The organism is Tissierella sp., assembly GCF_031460495.1.
Taxonomy (GTDB): domain Bacteria; phylum Bacillota; class Clostridia; order Tissierellales; family Tissierellaceae; genus JAVKTS01.
Genome location: NZ_JAVKTS010000005.1, coordinates 95,968 through 117,032 on the forward strand (window position 1 = coordinate 95,968; position 21,065 = coordinate 117,032).

The window sequence follows — 21,065 nt, forward strand, 5'->3', positions numbered from 1 at the left end:
TAACTAACTTTTGATATTTGCAAAAGCAATTATCATTTGTCATTTATTATGTGAATATTCTTGTTGTTAAGTATATTACATCATTTTACAATAGCTCCCGTCAAGACTTTATTTCCTACATTTTCCGCCATTTAAAGTTATATACTGTCATAATTTGTCGCAAAAAAGTTTTAATATATAATTTTCAAGCAACTAATTATATTCATATATTGACAAATATTTAACTAGATATTACAATATCGATATCGTGATATTTAATTTGAAAGGAGGTGCTAGGAAATGAACAATGAAAAGACCCCTTATATTACAGTTCAAGCCTTACATCGTTTACCATATTATCTTCAATACCTGAAGGATAGTCAAAAGAATGGTATAAGAACAATATCTGCTACAAGTATTGCATCTGCTATGAAATTAAATGATGTACAAGTAAGGAAGGATATCTCAGCTGTTTGTACAACTAAGGGAAAGCCCAATACTGGATTTGTAGTAGATCAGTTGATTGAAGATATTGAAGATTATCTAGGCTATAATAATACAATGGAAGCAGTTCTTATAGGGCTAGGATCAAGGGGAAAATCCATATTAGCAGCTAGAGAATTTGAAAAATATGGATTGAATATTGTAGCTGCCTTTGATACAGAAGAGAACTTAACTGAAACAATAGTATCTGATACACAAGTATTTCCTCTAAAAAAATTAGGGAATCTTTGTCACCGTATGCATATACATATTGGAATTATTGCAGTACCTGAAGATGTAGCACAAGGAATATGTAATTTACTAGTAAGTTGTGGGATTCGTGCTATTTGGAATTTTACTTTAGCAAAATTGGATGTGCCAGATGATGTTTTTATTCATGACGAAAATCCATCGGCATCTTTGGCAATTTTTTCACAACATTTAAGGGAAAGTCTAAAGGAAAGGAAGTAGTCCTTATAAAAATTATAAATACGAAGGGAGTTTTTTTATGAAAATTACTATATGTATAGGCAGTTCCTGTCATATCAAAGGGTCAAGGCAGGTTGTAGAGAAGTTACAGGATTTAATTGAGAAAAACAAACTAACAAATAGTATAGAGCTTTCAGGTACATTTTGTATGAGTAATTGCCAAAAGGGAGTTAGTGTTAATCTAGATGATAAGCTATTTTCTGTAACTCCAGAAACTGCTGAGAGCTTTTTTGAGGATGAGGTATTGAAATATTTTGTATAAGGTTGAGGTGATTAAGTATGGCAGAGTTTTTAAAACTAAAAAAGTCCAACTGTAAGAACTGCTATAAATGTATTAGATATTGCCCAGTAAAGTCCATTAGGTTTTCAGCAGGACAAGCAATCATTGTAGGGAATGAATGTATTCTATGTGGGCAATGTTTTGTTGTATGTCCGCAGAATGCAAAGGAAATCACAGATGATATTGAAAAGGTTAAGGTCTTGATTACAGAAGGAAACCCTGTTATAGCAAGTATAGCGCCATCATTTATTGCCAATTATAATGGAGTAGGTATAGCTTCTCTTGAAAAAGCCCTAAAGGAGCTTGGATTCTTTGCAGCAGAGGAAACTGCTTTGGGGGCAACTGTGGTCAAAAAGGAATATGAGAGAATTTTGAGAGAGGAAAAGCCTGAAGTTCTTATTTCTTCATGTTGCCATAGTGTGAACCTTCTAATTCAAAAGCATCATCAAAAAGCGCTTCCTTATCTATCTCAAGTTATTTCTCCTATGCAGGCACATTGTATGGATATTAAAAAGAGATATCCTAATGCAAAAACAGTATTCATAGGTCCATGTATTGCCAAGAAGGATGAGGCTAATCATTATGCAGGGGCCGTTGATGCAGTATTGACCTTTGAAGAATTATCTGGTTTGTTTAAGAAGAATGGAATCCAATTAACTCCAGAAAAGGACTCTACTAAGGAAAGTCGTGCAAGACTTTTTCCCATTGCTGGAGGTATATTAAAGACTATGGATAAGGAAGATAGCGACTATACATATTTAGCCATTGATGGAGTGGAAAACTGTATAACTGCTTTGAAAGAAATAGAAAGCGGTAAATTAAGTAACTGTTTTATTGAAATGTCAGCTTGCACTGGTAGCTGTATTGGTGGCCCAGTTATGGAGAAATTTCATAATCAACCAATCCATAACTATAAAGAGGTAGTTACTTATGCAGGGAGCCATGATTTTGAAGTGAATTATATTATTAATAATTATAAATATATTGAGGCTATTGGTCGTAAGGCTTCTATGCCAAGTGAAGCAGAAATACAGGATATACTTGGTAAAATGGGAAAATCATCTCCTACAAGTGAGCTTAATTGTGGTTCTTGTGGATACAATAGTTGTCGTGAAAAAGCTATTGCTGTAATTCAAGGTAAAGCAGAGCTTTCCATGTGTTTACCTTATATGATGGATAAGGCAGAGTGTTTTTCAGATACTGTAATCCGCAATTCTCCTAATGCCATTGTAGTATTAAATGACGATTTGGAGGTGCAAAAAATCAATACTGCTGCATGTAAGATCATGAATATTCGTCGGGAGTCTGATGTATTAGGTGAGCCTGTTATACGAATTTTAGATCCTGATGATTTTAGTAAGGTTCGAGCTTGTCATGAAAAGACTTATAGTGATCGAATATATCTTGCAGAATATAAATCCTATGTTGATAGAACTATTGTATATAACAGAGATTATCATATGTTTATTTGCATCATGCATGATGTGACTACAGAGATAAGAAATACCGAGAAGAAAATGGAAACCCGTAGGCAGGCAGCTGATATTGCTGATAAAGTAGTGGAAAAACAACTAAAAATTGTGCAGGAAATAGCATATTTACTAGGTGAAACTGCAGCTGACACTCAAACAGCATTGACACGATTAAAGGAGACGATATCTGATGATTAGCAATCTTTATGCAGATATAGGTTATCATAGTCTTTCAAAATATAAGAATTCAATATGTGGTGATCATGTTGAAATGATAGAACAGCAGGATGGATCCATAGTTATAGTTCTTGCAGATGGTTTAGGAAGTGGAGTAAAGGCAAGTATACTTTCCACTCTAACATCTACGATTATTTCTCGTATGATAGCTGAGAACCTTCCCATTGAAGATTGTGTGAGGACCATTGCTGCAGCCCTACCAATCTGTTCAGTGAGAAATCTTGCTTATTCTACTTTTACAATTATTCGTATTATGCCTAATAATGAAGTAGAGATCATTCAATATGATAGTCCTGATATAATTTTGATTAGGAATGGTAAAAACATGGAGATTCCATTTATGACTTCAGTTATAGAGGAAAAGTCTATTAATTTTGCCAGAACAACTTTACAGGAAAATGATATTTTGATAGCTGTTAGTGATGGAGCCATACATGCAGGAGTAGGGCCAGGTATGTCCTATGATTTTGGATGGAAGCGAGAAAATATAATTTCTTATATGGAGTCTTTCTATGATGTGGGCTTCACAGCTAAGACTTTAAATACTATTCTCCTTGATGAATGCTATAGGCTATATGGAGGTAAGCTGGGAGATGATACTACCGCATGTACTATAAGGATTAGACAAAGGGAGTCAGTTAATCTAATAATTGGACCTCCTTCTAATAGGGAGGATTGTGATAAGATGATGTCTCTTTTCTTCTCAAAGGAAGGAAAGCATATTGTATGTGGTGGTACAACTTCATCAATTGCTGCAAAATATTTAGATAAGCCTCTGAAGGTAAGTATGGAATATGATGATCCTGATATACCTGCAATAGGAGAAATAGAAGGTGTAGATTTGGTGACAGAGGGAGTAATTACAATAAACAAGGTTTTATACTATGCAAAAAATTATTTAGAGGATAATGGGTCCTATGTTGACTGGGGTTATAAAAGAGATGGAGCTTCCAAGATTGCAAGAATTTTGTTTGAGGATTCTACAGATATAAATTTTTTTGTGGGACGAGCAGTGAACCCTGCCCATCAGAATCCAGGGCTTCCAATTAACTTTAGTATAAAAATGCAGCTGGTAAAGGAGCTTTCAGACTGCTTGAAAAAAATGGGCAAGCATATAAAAGTCAGCTATTTCTAACAAGGAAATACGAATTATAAACATACAGTGAGAAACTGTAACTATAATATGAAGGAGTACATACTATGCGAAAATTCGATACTAAAATTCAACATTTAAAATACAAGGTACTTAGAGAAGTGGGAAGGGCAGCTTGGAACGACTCTCTATTGGAATCTATAAATGATTTACATAAGAAGATTATATCAAAAAATCATTCTTCTATGCGTTGTTGCATATATAAAGAAAGAGCTATACTAAGTGAAAGAGTTAACTTGGCTATGGGAGGAGATAGTAAAAATCCTAATGTTATTGAGGTAATTGATATTGCATGTGATGAATGCCCTGCCAGTGGCTTTGAAGTAACTCATGTGTGTAGAGGCTGCCTCGCTCATAGATGTGAAGATGTTTGTAAACTAGGAGCAATTATCTTTGATAGTGAGCAAAGAGCTATTATTGACAAATCAAAATGTGTGAATTGTGGGGCCTGTGCTAAGGTTTGTCCTTATGGTGCCATTATCAATGAAAAGAGACCATGTGAAAATGCCTGCAAGATTAAGGCTATTACCATGGCAGAAGGTGGAGAAGCAAAAATTGACAATGAAAAATGCATTTCCTGTGGTGCTTGTGTATATCAATGCCCCTTTGGTGCTATTTCTGATAAATCCTTTATTTTAGATGTAATTAGACTTATTAAGGGAAGCAAAAACAATGAAGACTATAAGGTTTATGCTGTAGTAGCTCCTTCTATTTCCAGTCAGTTTACCTATGCAAAGCTGGGTCAAGTAATTAGTGGAATAAAGGTACTTGGATTCCATACTGTAGTTGAAGCTGCCCTTGGAGCAGATTTGGTAGCTTGGGATGAAACCGTAGAGCTGATTGAAAAGGGATTTTTGACAAGCTCATGTTGCCCTGCTTTTGTTGATTATATCAATAAGCAGTTTCCAACAATGATAGAGCATATTTCCCATAATCCATCTCCTATGGTAGCTATGGGCAAATATATAAAAGATAGAGAGCCAAATGCAAAGGTTGTTTTTATTGGACCTTGTACTGCGAAGAAAATGGAGTTTCAAAAACCAGAGATATTAAAGTATGTAGATAGTGTAATTACCTTTGAAGAATTACAGGCACTTTTTGATAGCAAAGATATAGATATTGCAACCCTTTCTGAGGATGTTTTAGATAATTCCTCATATTATGGTCGTATATTCGCCCGTAGTGGTGGTCTTTCAGATGCTGTTGCTCAAGGTCTGAAGGAACAAGGAATAGAGGATTTTGACCTAAAAGCAGTAGCTTGTGATGGCATTGAGGAGTGTAGAATGGCACTTTTAAAAGCATCCAAGGGTGTTCCAATAGGTAACTTCATTGAAGGTATGGCTTGTGCTGGAGGCTGCATAGGTGGTGCAGGGTGCTTGACCCATGGGGATAAAAATAAATCCGAAGTGGATAAATATGGGAGAGAAGCCTTAGAAAAAACAATTAAGGATGCAATTAGTCTGTTAAAATAGGGTGGAAAATGCTAATCTACATGGGTTAGCATTTTTTTATAGGGAAATAGACTAGCTTTTCCATTGCAATTAGATTAACAATGGGATATCATTAAGTTATATTTATAAATTATAAAGGAGGAATTTTAATGGCTATTAAGTACATACCAGAACCATTTAGAATCAAGATGGTAGAAACTATCAAGGTTCTAAATCGTGAAGAAAGGGAAGAGAGAATCAAAGAGGCTCATTATAATTTATTCAATCTAAAATCAGATGATGTATATATCGACTTATTGACTGATAGTGGGACAAATGCCATGAGTTCAGAGCAATGGTCAGGAATCATGCGTGGAGATGAATCCTATGCTGGAGCTAAAAGTTATTATAATCTTTTAGATGCAGGTAAGGATATCTTTAATTATGAACATATTCAACCAGTGCATCAAGGAAGGGCAGCAGAGAAGGTAGTATTTCCTCTTTTACTATGCAAAGGTAAATATGCTATTTCTAATATGTTCTTTGATACCACAAGAGCTCATGTAGAACTAGCTGGTGCTAGAGCAATCGACTGTGTTGTAGCAGAGGCAAAGGATCCAAGTATTAGAGTTCCTTTCAAAGGGAATATGGATGTTGAAAAATTAGAAAAAATTATAAACGAAGTTGGTAAAGAAAATGTTGGTCTAGTGGTTATGACTATTACAAACAACTCTGCTGGTGGGCAACCAGTATCAGTTCAAAACATGAGAGATGTAGCGGCTATTTGTAAAAAATATAATATACCACTAGATATTGATGCTGCTAGATTTTCAGAAAATGCTTTCTTCATTAAACAAAGAGAAGAAGAATTTAAGAATGCAAGTATAAAGGATATTATTAGAGAAATATTCAGTTATGCAGATATGTTTACTATGAGTGCTAAAAAAGATGCTATTGTAAATATGGGTGGATTAATTGGAATTAAAAATGATACAGAATTATTCCAAAAAGTTAAAGCAAATTGTATTTCCTTTGAAGGCTTTTCCACATATGGAGGACTTGCAGGTAGAGATTTGGAAGCTTTAGCAATAGGATTATATGAAGGACTTGATGAGGACTTCTTAAGATATAGAATTGGTCAACTTGAATATATAGCTTCAAAACTTGATGATGCTGGTATAGCTTATCAATCACCAGTAGGAGGACATGGATTATTCGTTGACGCAAGAGCAATGTTCCCTCATATTCCATATAATGAATTCCCTGCACAAGCACTTGCAGTAGAATTATATAGAGAAGCAGGAATTAGAACTTGTGATATAGGTTCTTATATGCTAGGCAATGATCCAGATACAGGCATTCAATTAGAATCAGAATTTGAATTCACTAGACTTGCAATTCCAAGAAGAGTATATACTCAAGCTCATTTTGATGTAATGGCAGATGCACTTATTGCAATTAAAGAAAGAGCTAGCACTGTGAAGGGCTATAGAATCACTTGGGAGCCACCAGTACTAAGACATTTCCAAGCACATCTAGAGCCAATTAAATAAATTTTACAATAAGTTTAAAAATTGGTGCCAGGCACCAATTTTTAAACTTATTTTTTATCTTCTTGTTTTATCTAGGTAATATAGGATATAATTTTTATGTATTGATAATATTCAGAAAAAGGGGGAATTTATTTGGATTTACAGAGATTTATTGATTTTAAGGATAAAATAGTAGACAATGTATCGAAAGTAATCATAGGTAAGGAAGAGGAGATTGAATTAATCATTGTATCCTTTATTTCAGGGGGACATGTATTATTAGAGGATATACCAGGTATGGGAAAGACCATGATGATAAAGGCTTTTTCAAAGACCTTAGATCTACCATTTAAGCGAATTCAATTTACACCAGACTTACTTCCATCGGACATAACTGGAATTAACTTTTACAATCAGAAAACTGGAGATTTCCAATTTAGAGAAGGTCCTTTATTTTCAAACATAGTGCTTACAGATGAAATAAATAGAGCAACACCTAGGACACAATCATCACTTCTTGAAGCCATGGAGGAGAAGCAAATCACAGCTGATGGTGTGACCAGAAAACTACATATGCCATTTATGGTACTAGCTACACAAAATCCAGTTGAGTCCTTTGGTACATTTCCACTTCCAGAGGCACAATTAGATAGGTTTTTTATGCGTATAAAATTAGGTTATCCTACACTTGAAGAAGAGAAGATTATAATTCAAAAAAATATAGGAAATCCTTTAGACAGTATTGGATCAATAATGAAAGCTGAAGAATTAGACTATATATTTTCCAATGTATCAAAGGTAACTATTCAAGAGGATGTAATGGATTATCTTGTAAATATCGTAAATGAAACTAGAAATAAGGATAATATAAAACTAGGAGTAAGTCCTAGGGGATCTATTGCTTTATTTAAAGCTTGTCAGTCCTATGCAGCTATTCAGGGAAGGGATTATATACTACCAGAGGATTTAAAGACCATGGCTCCATATGTGCTAAACCATAGGATAATAGCTCGTGGTGTAAATAATATAGAAGAAGCAATGGAATTGATTAAGGGAATAATAGAGACAGTAGAAGTTCCTTTAGAAGATATACAGGTATAATTATGATTTGGTTCTTAGTAGCTTTATTAGGTATTACCTATGTAATCAACATGGTGGCTTTGAGCTATGGTTTTACAAATCTAAATTACCGAATGGAAATAAGACAGAAAACAGCTGAAATTGGAGATGGAATAGATATTGAATCTATAGTAGAGAATTTAAGCTTATTATCAGTATCCTTTCTGAGAATAGACGAACTTTTTCCTACAGGATTTCATAAAAAGCAAAACACCTATACTCTATTTGTAATGCCCTATCAAAGGGTAAAAAGGACATATAAATTAATAGCAGAAAAGAGAGGTCTTTATTCCATTAAAGATGTAACTCTTACATTAGGGGACTTTGTAGGCCTTGAATCCCATAAGAAGCAAATAAAACTGGATCATGAAGTAATAGTATTTCCTAAGAAACTGGAGCTTTCAGAAAACATTGTTCCAGAGGGAGCCTTAAGTGGGGATATATCAGTAAAGAGATGGATAATAGATGACCCGCTTATGACCATTGGTATCAGAGAATATACTGGCAATGAGCCTGAGAGGTATATTCATTGGCCATCATCCATAAAATATGGAAACCTAATGGTAAGAAGTTTTGATTTTACTACGGATAATAGTGTGATGGTAGTATTAAATCTGGAAACAATGAAGCCTTGTTGGAAACCAGTAGAAGAAGGATTAATAGAAAATGCCATATCCATCACCAGGGGAGTAATAGAAGAATTTGAGGATATAAAAATACCCTACGGCATTGCAAACAATGAATATAATAAAAATCCTGATTATGTAAGAGGTCATTTTTATCATCCAGGATTAGGACAAAGTCATCTTGTTAATTTACTGGAGGTATTAGGGAAAATAAACTATAAGGTACCCTTCTTTTTTGAGAATACATTGAAAGACATAGGAAAAAGCAAAGGAAATTATAGCACAATAGTAATTATCACACCTAGGATATTGGAGACTTATATAGATCCTATTAATGAATTAAGTAGGACAGTAAATGGAGTTGTGGTCATATCCCTAGAAGGGGAGCATTTAGAGCAGTTAAATAATAAAATAATTAAGTATAGGAGTAAATAATTATGTTAGATTTAATTTTACTTGAATTAATTTCCTTAATATCATTTATATATTCCTTAGTACTTATGTATGTGGCCTTTGTTCCTATAAATGAAATGATATTAATATTTCTTTGGACTCTTTTTGTATCCACAACCTTTGCGCTGAGCTACAAGAAATCAATATTCTTTGAGGGGATTATTCTATTATTATTTCTTCCTCTAAAGTTTTATAATAGCAATGCAGCCATATTCCTCATAGTTTTCACGGCCTTTATGCTATATTTATATATCAAGAAATCTTTGCTTAGTGTGAATTATGATCAATACCTATATAAATTAAAGATAAGTTATACAGTCCTTGTACTAACAATAGCCATGAGATCTTTGTTACTTGATTTTTCAGGTTCAATAGGATATGCATTATTTTTTATTATAATGTATCTATTATCCTCAATACTATTAAATAGGTTAATGAGACATTTAGATGCAAATATGGATATTAAGAAGATAAGGAAAACTAATTTTGTATATTTGGGATTTATGTCAGTAGGCTTTGTCATATCGACTTTTGAAAAGCTAAGGGGCAATATAGTAGATGTAATAGATAAGATAATTACTGCAATATATTATCCTATTTATCTATTACTTCGTAACTTTGATTTGTCCTCAGAGTCAAATAAAAAAACAGCCCTAGACTATGCTCAGGAAGAAACAACAAAAACAATTAGTGAGATTTCTCCTGAGGAAATTGAAAATATGATGAATAGTGGAATTTTTAAATTATTTAAAGTATTTTCAAAAATAATGCTTGTAGTCTTGATTTTACTTCTAGCCTATATAATCTATAAATTATTTACTAGAAATGGTGATAGTACTATAGATTATACTGAAGAAAGAGAGAATATAAAGGATCTTAAGAAAAAGAAAAGAAGAATTAGAAGAGAGAAATATCCAAGTGAAAGAAAAGAACAAATACGATATTATTATAGAAGGTACTTAGAAAAACTAAAAAAGATAAATATAGAACTTTTAAAATCAGATACATCCTTAGAAGTAAATGAAAAGGCAGGAGAAGTACTTGAAGGGGATATAGATGAACTAAGAGAAATATATATTGAGAGTCGCTATGGAGATAAAGAAGTAGATTCGCCAACAGTAGAAAAAATGGAAAAACTATACAAAAAATTATAATAAGTTTAAAAATCGGTGCCTGGCACCGATTTTTAAACTTATTTGCTATTGGTATTTTTTTAATAAATCATTTTTAATTTCCCATAGTTTTGGAGATAAATCTACGAAATATCTGTGAGGTCTTTCAAATCTTTTAACCTCATCCCACATTAAATTTAATTGATCCTTGCAATATTGTTGTATTTCATGTATATTAGGATTTTCATAAATACAAATTCCTTCTTCAAATATCTTAACTAAAAGCTTCTTAGCGTAGAAATTAGTCAAGGTCTTTCTCTTCCATGTATAAATAGGATGGAATATCTCATATGGTTTTGATTCATCGATGATTTCATCATGGAGAGTAATAACATCAGCAATGGCCTTATTTGATTTTTTGTCAAACAATCTATATACTTGTTTAAATCCAGGTGTAGTAATTTTCCCCACATTTTCACTAACCTTTATTTTAGGGATTAGTTCTCCATTTTCTTCTATTGTAGTTAATTTATATACTCCACCAAAAACAGGCTGTGATTTTGCAGTTATTAGCCTTTCTCCAACACCAAAGGAATCAACTCTTGCTCCTTGGGTCAATAAATCCCTTATAACATATTCATCTAAAGAATTAGATGCTACAATAATACAATCTTGGAATCCAGCATCATCTAACATTTTTCTTGCTTCTTTAGATAAATAGGCAATATCTCCACTATCGATTCTAATGCCCTTTGGTCTAAAACCACGGGGAACTATTTCTTCATTAAATGTCTTTATTGCATTTGGGATACCTTCCCGTAAAGTATTATATGTGTCTACTAAAAGAGTGCAGTTATCAGGGTATAATCTAGCATATGCCCTAAAAGAATCTAGCTCGGTAGGAAACATTTGAATCCAACTATGAGCCATAGTGCCTAAGGCTGGAATATCAAAATCTCTATCTACTATGGTGTTTGCAGTACCTATACATCCCCCAATATATGCAGCTCTAGCTCCAAGTATGGCACCTTCATATCCCTGAGCTCGTCTAGAGCCGAATTCCATAACTGTTCTACCATCAGCAGCTCTGACTATTCTATTGGCCTTTGTAGCTATTAAACTTTGATGATTTATTGTTAGTAGAATCATAGTCTCCACAAGCTGTGCTTGTACCACAGGGCCTCTAACTGTTACTATAGGTTCTTGAGGAAAAATTGGAGTTCCCTCTGGAATAGCCCAGACATCACATTTGAATTTAAAATCTCTTAGATAATTTAAAAATTTCTCGCCAAAAATCTTTCTAGATTCAAAATATGCTATATCTTCATCGTTAAATTTAAGATTTCTTAAATATTCAATGAGTTGTTCAACACCAGCCATAATAGCAAAACCGCCATCATCAGGTATTGTCCTAAAAAACATATCAAAATACGCAATCTGATCATCCATGCCATTTTCTAAGTAGCCATTGGCCATAGTGAATTCATAGAAGTCAGCTAACATAGTAAGATTTTTTCTATCTTTCCAATCCAAGCTAATCATTAATATATCCCCTTTGTAAATATCATTACACTAATTATAGACCTAAGTCAAGAAAAGTGCAATAAAGTAAAAAAACAAAAAATAATAGATGGGCAATTTCTTTATCATCAGAAACTACCCATCATTTAAAATAGAACTTTTTGCAACTATCCCAACATACTAATTTTGGTTCAATCACTAACTCCAATACTTTACTACACTCCTTAATCTTAGACTAATGCGGTGTTTTCATTTACCCCATCTTTTACCTACATACCTTACTGATTTTACAACTAATACTTCTTTACTGCTAATTACTTTAGAAACCTTAACACTTACAATGCAAGAAGCTTCTTTACGCTTCTTCTAACTTCAATCTTTAAATCTTGGACAATATACAGAAATTTTTCTGCATTTACTAATTTTACATATTCAGTTTTTAAAATCCTTCATACTACTAAAATACAATTGTACTAACTACTAATTGAAATGAAAAGCATTTAAGTTGGGAATAATTAAAGTTCTATTTGTTGTAATTATATATCACTTCTATACTTTAGTCAAGTACCTTGATAAAATATTTGTGTGATATATGTATTTATATTATACCCAGATTTTCTATTTTAATCATAAAATGAAAAATAAAGTAAAAAGTTTCAATGGAGATTTATGCCATTGAAACTTTTCCTTATCTAGAAGCCTAATAAACTTCCAATTTGGTATATAAGAACTGAAGCAATCCAACCAATTACGAAAGGATATATAGCCATAAATATAGCCCATTTTGTAGAATTAGTCTCCTTTTTTACAGTACCGATTACTGCTGCACAAGGAGTATATAAAAGAGTCATCACCATAAATGATATAGCAGTGAGGGGTGTAAATACATTTTGCAGGGCAGATACCAATTGGGATCCTTCTGATACACCAGCATAAACCATTCCCAAAATTGCTACAACTGCCTCTTTAGCCGCTATACCAGCAAATAGACTAACAGTAGCTTGCCAAGTCCCAAAGCCTGCAGGTATAAATATTGGTGATAAGAAAGTACCGATTCTACCTAAGATGCTTTCCTGACTATAAGGTTCCACGCCAAGAGGGAGTACGGATAATATCCATAGAAGAGAAACTACCACAAATATAATAGTTCCAGCTCTGTATAAAAAGTCCCACACCTTATCCCACATATCCCTTATTACATATTTGAAAATAGGTAATCTATAAGGTGGAAGCTCCATTATAAAATGGGAAGATTCACCTTTAAATAATGTTTTTGAGAAAATTTTCCCTAAGACTAGGGCCACGACTATTCCCAAAGTATAAAGTGAGAATAATACAATTCCACCATGATCAGGGAAGAAAGCTGCTATAAATACTAAATAAATAGGTAATCTTGCACCACAGGACATAAATGGATTTATAAGTAAGGCTATCATTCTATCCTTTTTATTATCCAAGGTCCTAGTAGCCATAATACCAGGTACATTACAACCAAATCCTACAATCATCGAGATAAAGGTCTTACCATGAAGTCCAAGAGCACGCATTAGATTATCCATTATGTACGCAGCTCTTGCCATATAGCCTGTATCCTCCAAGATACCAAGAAAAAAGTATAATACCATAATAAGAGGAATAAACTCAAACACAGTAGCTACTCCACCAAAAAGACCTTCAGAGATAAATGATACTAGCCACTCTGAAACACCAATATTATTTAAGAATCCAACGACAAGCTCTCCCGCATATTCAACAAAGGTTGCTACATACCCACCAAATATATCTCCACCAATGGCAAAGGTCAACTGAAACACTGCAAACATTATAATAGCAAAAATAGGAAGTCCTAAATATTTATGAGTAATTATTTTATCAATTTTATCAGTTATTGTTTCGGCAGTTTCTGTAGGTTGCTTTACAGAATCTTTTAGTACATTATTAATGAAGGCATATCTTCTATCTACAATTTCAAGCTCATATTCCTCAGCCTTTTCTCCTAAAGAAGAGATCCTCTCTATTATTTGAGAAGATTCTTTAATCTTCCCTAGTTGATTATAAATATCTTGGTCACCTTCTAATAATTTTATAGCTACCCATCTAGTTGGATATTCCAAAGTAGAATTAGCAAGGATGGATTCAATAGATTTTATTTCTTCATCAACATTTTCTCCATAGCTAAAGGAAATATTAGAATTATTATCTTTACTAAAATAATTGATAGACTCCTCAATCAAATTATCAAGTCCCTTATTCTTAGAAGCAATGGTTGGTATTATAGGGGCTCCTAATTTTTTTGATAGTCTATCTATATCAATATCAATATTTTTCTGCTTAGCTTCATCCATCATATTGAGGGCTATAATAACCTTTGTGCCCATTTCGATTAATTGAGTTGTTAAGTACAAGTTTCTTTCAATATTAGTAGCATCTACAACATTGATTACAAGATCTGGATTTCCTTTAATTATATAGTCACGGGCAACAACCTCGTCCTCAGAATAAGCTCCAAGACTGTAGGTCCCAGGTAAATCAACCACATTATATTGATTGCCCTTCCATTTAAATTTCCCTTCTTTTTTTTCCACAGTAACACCAGGCCAATTTCCTACATGTTGATTAGACCCAGTCAATGCATTAAACAAAGTAGTCTTTCCACTATTTGGATTGCCTACTAAAGCAATAGTATGCAAATAAATTCCCCCTCTTTCAAATGACGCCTATTATAGATATATACAAAAGTTAATGCTCTATAATTATATTACTAGCAATGCCCCGACCTAATGCCAATTTATGACCTGATAAATTTAATATAATAGGACCAATATCGTTTTTAACTACCTTAACAGATACACCCTTGTGTAGTCCCAATTCGTACAGTCTTTTCCTAGCCTTACAGCACCCGGATATTTCTTTAATCTTGCATGATTCATTTGGTTTTAAACATGTTAAGCATTTGTCATTCATATATATCATCCTCCCATAAGCAAAACAATGATAATGATAATGATTATCATTAGTTATATTATTAGTATATTATATTTTGAAGGTAATGACAATAGTTTTTTATTTTTGTAATTTATTGTATTGTTTCATTGTCACATTTACTATATAATAGTAACGATATACTAGTCGAATGGGGGATAATAGTGAAAAAGAAAGTCGAAATCATTGTTAATGAACTAGATAAAGAAAAGGAATCGAGAGAGCTTGATGTTAGAAACATATTAAAGCTAAGTAAGGAAGCTGACCAATTATTATCGCAGTTTGTCGAAGAGAATAAGATTGTAACTAAAGGCTAAATTATGGTTTGAATTTTACATTGATTATTATTATTAAAATGGTTATAATTATACTGAAGGTCAGGGAAAGTCAGAATAAAATGATTCTCCTATTTGGGAGGGAATGGAGGACTCTATGGAATATAAAGATTATTATAAAATACTTGAAGTAGATAAAAATTCATCTCAAGATGAAATCAAAAAATCATATAGAAAGTTAGCCAAAAAATATCATCCAGATCTTAATCCAGATAATAATAAGGCTCAAGAGAAATTTAAGGAAATAAATGAAGCCTATGAAGTATTAGGAGATGAAGATAAAAAGAAAAAATATGATACATTTGGGTCGGGATATAATTTCACTAATGGTCAAAACTTTGATCCTTCTCAATATGGATTTGGAAATGGTGGATATACTTATACCTCTTCCGGTGGTGGAGATTTTAGTGATTTCTTTAATATGTTTTTTGAGGGTGCTGGTCAAAGAGGCAGTAATAGAAGTGGTGGATTCGACTTAGGTAATTTATTTGGTGGTGGAAGAAAATCTTCGAAAAAAGTAGCACCTTCTTATGAATCAGAATTAAATATTACTATGGAAGAAGGATATCATGGTATAACTAAGGATATTACCTTAAATATTGGTGGCGAGAATAAAACCTTGTCAGTAAATATTCCAAAAGGAATATTTCCCGGGAAAAGATTGAAGGTTAAAGGGGAAAAATGGGGAATAAAGGGAGATATATTATTTAAAATCAATTTTATGGAAGATAGAAAAAATGAATTAGATGGTTTAAATATCATATCAAAACTAGATTTACTTCCTTGGGAAGCAGCATTAGGTGAGAAAAAAGTAGTTAAAACAATGGATGGGAAAATTAAGATAGACATACCTAAGGCAATTTCATCTGGTAAGAAAATAAGGATACCTAAAAAGGGTTATAAGGATATGAATGGAGACCAAGGTGATTTATTTGTTGAAATAAATATAGTAAATCCACCAAGCTTAAGTGAAGAAGAGATAGAGTTATATGAAAAATTGAAGGAAATATCCCAAAGATAGTGATGAACATTGGGATGTAAGGATGAAAGCAAATAAATACAATTAAAGTTAATTCATATAATTAGGAAGGCTGACATTAGTATTTCATAAGTCAGCCTTCTTACTTATAAACAGCATATAGATTATCACTAAAGTTGAAAATAGTATGTAAAAAACTATTATAATTGTTTTTAGCATACTATTTCAATGTAATAAATGAGAAAATGAAGGTAAATTAATATGGTAAAGATATTATAGCTGTGTATTCACAGACATGATATAATAATGATTAAGAAATATTTTTAAGGAGGTGGGTATTATGAATAAATGCATAAATTGCATTTACAAATCTAATACTTTGCAGGAGGTATTTATATTTGAGTTACAAAAAGGCAGCAGAAATATTACCGCCTCGCCTACTAGAAGAGGTCCAGAAGTATGTTGATGGAGGACTTATTTACATTCCTAAATCTGGTGATAGAGTAGGTTGGGGTGAATTAACAGGTTCTAAAGATGCCATTGAAAAAAGGAATAAGGAAATTATTAAATTGTTTCAATATGGCACTAAAATCAGCAAGATATCAGAGGATTATTATTTAAGTCTCGAAACCGTTAGAAAAATAGTATATGGTAAAAAACTATTATAACTATTCTTTCCCTATGATTATTGTATGAAAGATGAGAGAATATACTTAACCGGTTAATATAGAAGAAGGGAGATGGTGTTTTGAAAATAATAGAGGTGCTTTTAATATAAGTACAAAACCAGCTAAGTTCAATAACTTAGCTGGTTTTATGTCATTATATCCATTAATATTCCTTGGATATCATTTAATCTTTTTAATATATTAATCCTTTTATTTTCTATATCGAGAAATTCCTGCGTTAGTTCATCCAACTCCTGATCCACTTTTTTAACCAAAGAATAAATCCTGTGTCTACCTCGTCTATCAAGGGAGCTTTCTTTAAAGAACACATGGGAGTTATTTACTGTTATATTTAAAAATTCCTTAACTAATTTCTTATAATTAATTAAATCATCTATAAACAATTTATCAGATAATTTATTGGACTGAGTTTCAATCTTATCATATAGGGCTTTTAGCTCAATTCTTATCTGATCCTGCTCCAGTTCATTTAGTTTCATTTTAAAGGTATCTTTTACAGCTTTTTTATCCACAGCTCTTGAAATTTGAATAGGTGAAATATTCTCCATACCAGTTTTATTAATTCGATTCACAACAATCCCTCCCACCCTATCTATTATACATTATCGGCAGAAAAATAGAAATAAGTAATATCTTCTCAAGAAATAGGAAGAAAATGTCGATAGATAAAATGACTTAATCAAGAATTGAAATCCCATAAGAATATCCACAAGTGAATCAAACAATAATTCTACTATGGAAATGGAAAGGAAAAAACTAATGGAAATGTTAAAAATAAATAATAAAGACAATATAATAAATAGCTATGGAATAAAACCCACCCTTCCCTATGATGTAGAAGGTGTGCTTGTGGAGAAAAAGGGCAAAGATATAAAAATAGAGAAAACCATAGATAATAAAACTGTAGAATATTCCTTAAGGCTCATGGAAGAGATAGATGCAAATCTAGGAGAACAAGTAAAGATTGAAAAAGAAGATATAATATCTTCCAAGGTTGAAGAAAAGGAAGATACAGTGGCAAATACCAAAGTATCTAAGCGAGCAGAGGAAATAATAAGAGAATTAGGATTAGAATATACTGAAGAAAATCTTAGAATGATTGAACATTTACTTAGTAGTGGAATAGCTATTACAAAAGAAAATATTAATTCCTATGTAAAATCCAAGGAATATTTAAATAAGATAATTGAAGGTATAGATAAAGATTCCTTTGTAAAACTCATGGACAGAGGTATAGACTTTGAAGAGGAAAATCTACAAAGATTATCAGAAGCCTTAGAAGAGATAAAAAATGAAAAAAAACCTTTCTCATTAAAAAGATTTTTAAGACTGGAAAGGGAATTGACATACAAAGAAGCAGAGGAAATATCAAAGGAAATCTATGGCCAAAAAATGGGCAAGGATGTATATGATACCATAATAGCATTACATAAGGGGAAAATACCTATTACAAGAGAGAATATAGACAAGACAATCGAAGTAATGTCAAAGATTCACAATCTTAAAAGCATAAAAGATGAGATCTATGTAAAAGTCCTAAATGAAGATAAATTATTTAATATAGATAATCTGTATAAACTAAGTAATTCATATACTACAAATCCAATAGAAGGAAGTATTGTGGCTAAAAACTTTGAAGCATTCACTATAACTAGTGAAGCTACTGTAGACAGCTTAAAGGAAATGTTAGTAAACCTAGATATAGAAAATAGCAATGAAAATATAAGTATTTTAAGAGAATTTATAGTCAATGATATGCTAATGGATAGAGATAAATATAATCAAGTTGTTTCTATGAAAGAAGCTGTAAAAGAATTAACAAATCTTCTTGGCAATACTGAAGTAGTAGAATTAATGGACAGGGATATTGATCCATTACAAGAGGATATTCACAAATTAGTAGAAGAATTAAAGAATTTTAGCAATGATAAAGACATAGATTCTCCAATAGATAATGAAAAAACCAAAGAAGTAATGAGTAATTTAGAGAAATTAGGAAGTATAAAAGACAAAGAACTATTGCAATTACTGAAGAATGGAGAAGACTTCACATTAAAGTCCATTAAAGAAATTGTAGATGCAAATGTAGAAAAGGGATTGAGTATAAACCATAAAGTTCTTGACAAGACCACTCATATATCTCATATTCTTAATACACTTGGGGAAAGGATAAGTGGGGATGTAATATCTCTAGCAGTCAGGAGGTATAGCAATATTACATTGGAAAACCTTTATACTAGCCAAGTAGAAGTAGGTACTACAGAGTCAAATATACTGCCAGTTGGTAAAGTACAAGAGGGATTAATATATGATGAATATCTAAGAGCTAGAAATAGTCTGACTACCAATATGGTAAAAGAAAGCATAAAAGAAGGTAAAATTCTTGAACATATGCCTCTTAATGAGTTAAACAATTATATGGATAAGAAGATAAATAGATATAGGGAAATAGATAGGATGGCTAAGGAGATAAAAAGTATCAAGGGACATGAAGAAAGAATACTTCCTATGATAACGAAAAATGGACTTCCTATGACATTGAAAGAAATCAATGATATTAACTCATTTTTAAATGGAGAAAAGGCTTTGCCAAATATCTTGAAGGGTATAACAGATCCAAACAATCCAAGATATGATGAAGAGTTGAAAGATGGTGTAAAACTACTTCAAGATAAGATATCAACAGCTATAAAGAATGGGGATGAATCCATTAAGGAAAGCTATAAGGAGTTGATAAATTCTTTAAGTAATTCTAATAGTTCATTTAGTGACAGAAAAGATCAAAATGAAGATATGGAAAAAGAAGAATATTTTAATACTTTAAATAAAATATCAAATAAGGATATAGTACTTCAACTTCCTATTGAAATGGATAATGAGTACAAGAGTCTAAATATTATAATTCCTAATAGCCATCAAGGCATAGATAAAAACAATATGAAGTTTTATATAAGTCTAGAAACAGAAAACCTTGGTCCAGTGACTATGGATATAAGTATAAAGGGTAAAGAAGTCCTAATTAATTTAAAAGAGAAAGATGATATATTAAGTAGTAGAATGAAAGAACTGGAAGTTGGTCTAGATAACTTAGGATATACTTTGGCTGAAGAGAATGATTTGGTGAGTATATGAAAAAAAGATTAATTCCAAAGAAATATATTAAAAAAGCATATACAAGAGACAATGAAAAGCAGGATTTAAATATGGACTTAGAGCCTGTGGCAGATAAAATAGACAAGCTGCCAAAGGAGATGTTTCAAATAATAGGAGAAGTAATATCATTTATTGAAAAAGCAAATACCATTGAGGGGGATAAAAATGAGAATAAACAATAATATACCAGCCTTAAACACCCATAGACAATTAAACATTACCAACAATAGCCTACAAAAAACACTTGAGAAACTTTCATCAGGTAAGAGAATAAATAGGGCTGCAGATGATGCTGCAGGTCTTGCTATATCACAGAAGATGGATGCACAAATAAGAGGATTGAGGCAAGCTTCAAGAAATGCCCTTGATGGAGTATCTTTGATTCAAACTACAGAAGGAGCACTAAATGAAGTTCATGCAATGCTTCAAAGAATGAGGGAGCTTAGTGTGCAAGGAGCTAATGGCATATATGCAGAAGAAGATATATCAGCCTTAGCTAATGAAATGAAGGAATTAACTGAGCAAATAGATAAGATAGGAAATGATACACAATTTAATGGAATATATTTATTAAAAGGAAATTTAGACGAAGCTGGAAAGGATGAACTTCGACTACAAATAGGTGCTAATGAAGATGAATATATTGATGTAGATATGTCTGATATTAATATTACTGTGGGAACATCTGGAGGATTAAACATTTTTAATCAAGTAATAGGGAGTGGATTTATAGTTCAATTAGGCTTAACAGCAGCAAACTTTGAAGCAGCTATTACAGTATATGATGATGCTGTACAAGAAGTATCAAAGATGCGTTCTAAACTAGGAGCAGTTCAAAATAGACTTGAGCATACAATTAGGAATGTGGATAATACAGCCGAAAACCTAACAGAGTCTAAATCAAGAATTGAAGATCTTGATATGGCTCTAGAAATGACTGAATATACAAAGCTTAACATATTACAGCAAGCAGGTACCTCAATGTTAAGCCAAGCAAATAATCTACCACAAACAGTGCTTCAATTATTGCAAAGATAGGAG

Annotated in this window: 18 protein-coding genes and 1 pseudogene; 15 read left to right on the top strand and 4 right to left on the bottom strand. The window is 32.3% G+C overall.

Annotation, left to right across the window (positions count from 1 at the left end):
• The first annotated feature begins 279 nt into the window (after positions 1 to 279).
• The 9 genes and pseudogenes from RIN63_RS12550 to RIN63_RS12590 all read left to right on the top strand — a co-directional run bounded on the left by RIN63_RS12550 (position 280) and on the right by RIN63_RS12590 (position 10,407).
• A complete protein-coding gene (locus RIN63_RS12550) occupies positions 280 to 933 on the top strand; it encodes a redox-sensing transcriptional repressor Rex (protein WP_310445081.1) in 654 nt (217 codons plus the stop codon).
• 16 nt (positions 934 to 949) lie between these two features.
• Positions 950 to 1,213, top strand: a pseudogene (locus RIN63_RS12555) ((2Fe-2S) ferredoxin domain-containing protein); the annotation flags it as partial.
• Between the two features lie 17 nt (positions 1,214 to 1,230).
• Positions 1,231 to 2,901, top strand: coding sequence for a [Fe-Fe] hydrogenase large subunit C-terminal domain-containing protein (locus tag RIN63_RS12560; protein ID WP_310445082.1), 1,671 nt, complete (start codon positions 1,231 to 1,233; stop codon positions 2,899 to 2,901).
• A complete protein-coding gene (locus RIN63_RS12565) occupies positions 2,894 to 4,075 on the top strand; it encodes a SpoIIE family protein phosphatase (RefSeq protein WP_310445083.1) in 1,182 nt (393 codons plus the stop codon). Before RIN63_RS12560 ends, RIN63_RS12565 begins: the two co-directional genes overlap by 8 nt.
• A gap of 65 nt (positions 4,076 to 4,140) precedes the next feature.
• Positions 4,141 to 5,565, top strand: coding sequence for a 4Fe-4S dicluster domain-containing protein (locus RIN63_RS12570; RefSeq protein ID WP_310445084.1), 1,425 nt, complete (start codon positions 4,141 to 4,143; stop codon positions 5,563 to 5,565).
• Between the two features lie 128 nt (positions 5,566 to 5,693).
• Positions 5,694 to 7,076, top strand: coding sequence for a tryptophanase (locus RIN63_RS12575; RefSeq protein WP_310445085.1), 1,383 nt, complete (start codon positions 5,694 to 5,696; stop codon positions 7,074 to 7,076).
• Positions 7,077 to 7,208: 132 nt separating this feature from the next.
• Positions 7,209 to 8,156: a MoxR family ATPase gene (locus RIN63_RS12580; RefSeq protein ID WP_310445086.1), complete on the top strand. Its 948-nt coding sequence runs from the start codon at positions 7,209 to 7,211 to the stop codon at positions 8,154 to 8,156.
• Positions 8,157 to 8,158: 2 nt separating this feature from the next.
• Positions 8,159 to 9,235: a DUF58 domain-containing protein gene (locus RIN63_RS12585; protein WP_310445087.1), complete on the top strand. Its 1,077-nt coding sequence runs from the start codon at positions 8,159 to 8,161 to the stop codon at positions 9,233 to 9,235.
• A 2-nt stretch (positions 9,236 to 9,237) separates the two neighbouring features.
• Positions 9,238 to 10,407, top strand: coding sequence for a DUF4129 domain-containing protein (locus tag RIN63_RS12590; RefSeq protein WP_310445088.1), 1,170 nt, complete (start codon positions 9,238 to 9,240; stop codon positions 10,405 to 10,407).
• A 45-nt stretch (positions 10,408 to 10,452) separates the two neighbouring features.
• Here RIN63_RS12590 and RIN63_RS12595 read toward each other — a convergent pair whose 3' ends face one another.
• The 3 genes from RIN63_RS12595 to RIN63_RS12605 all read right to left on the bottom strand — a co-directional run bounded on the left by RIN63_RS12595 (position 10,453) and on the right by RIN63_RS12605 (position 14,850).
• On the bottom strand, positions 10,453 to 11,907 hold the full coding sequence (locus RIN63_RS12595) for a nicotinate phosphoribosyltransferase (protein ID WP_310445089.1): 1,455 nt from the start codon (positions 11,905 to 11,907) through the stop codon (positions 10,453 to 10,455).
• Between the two features lie 671 nt (positions 11,908 to 12,578).
• A complete protein-coding gene (gene feoB, locus RIN63_RS12600; RefSeq protein ID WP_310445090.1) occupies positions 12,579 to 14,576 on the bottom strand; it encodes a ferrous iron transport protein B in 1,998 nt (665 codons plus the stop codon).
• Positions 14,577 to 14,625: 49 nt separating this feature from the next.
• Positions 14,626 to 14,850 carry a FeoA domain-containing protein gene (locus RIN63_RS12605; RefSeq protein WP_310445091.1) on the bottom strand — a complete coding sequence of 75 codons (225 nt, stop codon included), beginning with the start codon at positions 14,848 to 14,850 and terminating at the stop codon, positions 14,626 to 14,628.
• 182 nt (positions 14,851 to 15,032) lie between these two features.
• Between RIN63_RS12605 and RIN63_RS12610 the strand changes: the two genes are divergently transcribed.
• The 3 genes from RIN63_RS12610 (at position 15,033) to RIN63_RS12620 (ending at position 16,850) form a co-directional block, all read left to right on the top strand.
• Complete coding sequence (locus RIN63_RS12610; protein WP_310445092.1) at positions 15,033 to 15,185, top strand: hypothetical protein; 153 nt, start codon at positions 15,033 to 15,035, stop codon at positions 15,183 to 15,185.
• A gap of 115 nt (positions 15,186 to 15,300) precedes the next feature.
• A complete protein-coding gene (locus tag RIN63_RS12615) occupies positions 15,301 to 16,224 on the top strand; it encodes a J domain-containing protein (RefSeq protein WP_310445093.1) in 924 nt (307 codons plus the stop codon).
• 356 nt (positions 16,225 to 16,580) lie between these two features.
• Positions 16,581 to 16,850: a CD3324 family protein gene (locus RIN63_RS12620; RefSeq protein WP_310445094.1), complete on the top strand. Its 270-nt coding sequence runs from the start codon at positions 16,581 to 16,583 to the stop codon at positions 16,848 to 16,850.
• A gap of 146 nt (positions 16,851 to 16,996) precedes the next feature.
• Here the strand turns inward: RIN63_RS12620 and RIN63_RS12625 are convergent, their stop codons facing one another.
• Positions 16,997 to 17,443: a YaaR family protein gene (locus RIN63_RS12625; protein WP_310445095.1), complete on the bottom strand. Its 447-nt coding sequence runs from the start codon at positions 17,441 to 17,443 to the stop codon at positions 16,997 to 16,999.
• 169 nt (positions 17,444 to 17,612) lie between these two features.
• Between RIN63_RS12625 and RIN63_RS12630 the strand changes: the two genes are divergently transcribed.
• Genes RIN63_RS12630 through RIN63_RS12640 form a run of 3 tightly spaced genes read left to right on the top strand, consistent with a single transcriptional unit; the run spans position 17,613 to position 21,062 of the window.
• Positions 17,613 to 20,003 carry a DUF6240 domain-containing protein gene (locus RIN63_RS12630; RefSeq protein ID WP_310445096.1) on the top strand — a complete coding sequence of 797 codons (2,391 nt, stop codon included), beginning with the start codon at positions 17,613 to 17,615 and terminating at the stop codon, positions 20,001 to 20,003.
• Positions 20,000 to 20,206, top strand: a complete 207-nt coding sequence (locus tag RIN63_RS12635) for a hypothetical protein (protein ID WP_310445097.1) — start codon at positions 20,000 to 20,002, stop codon at positions 20,204 to 20,206. Before RIN63_RS12630 ends, RIN63_RS12635 begins: the two co-directional genes overlap by 4 nt.
• Positions 20,190 to 21,062: a flagellin gene (locus RIN63_RS12640; protein ID WP_310445098.1), complete on the top strand. Its 873-nt coding sequence runs from the start codon at positions 20,190 to 20,192 to the stop codon at positions 21,060 to 21,062. Before RIN63_RS12635 ends, RIN63_RS12640 begins: the two co-directional genes overlap by 17 nt.
• Positions 21,063 to 21,065 lie beyond the last annotated feature (3 nt).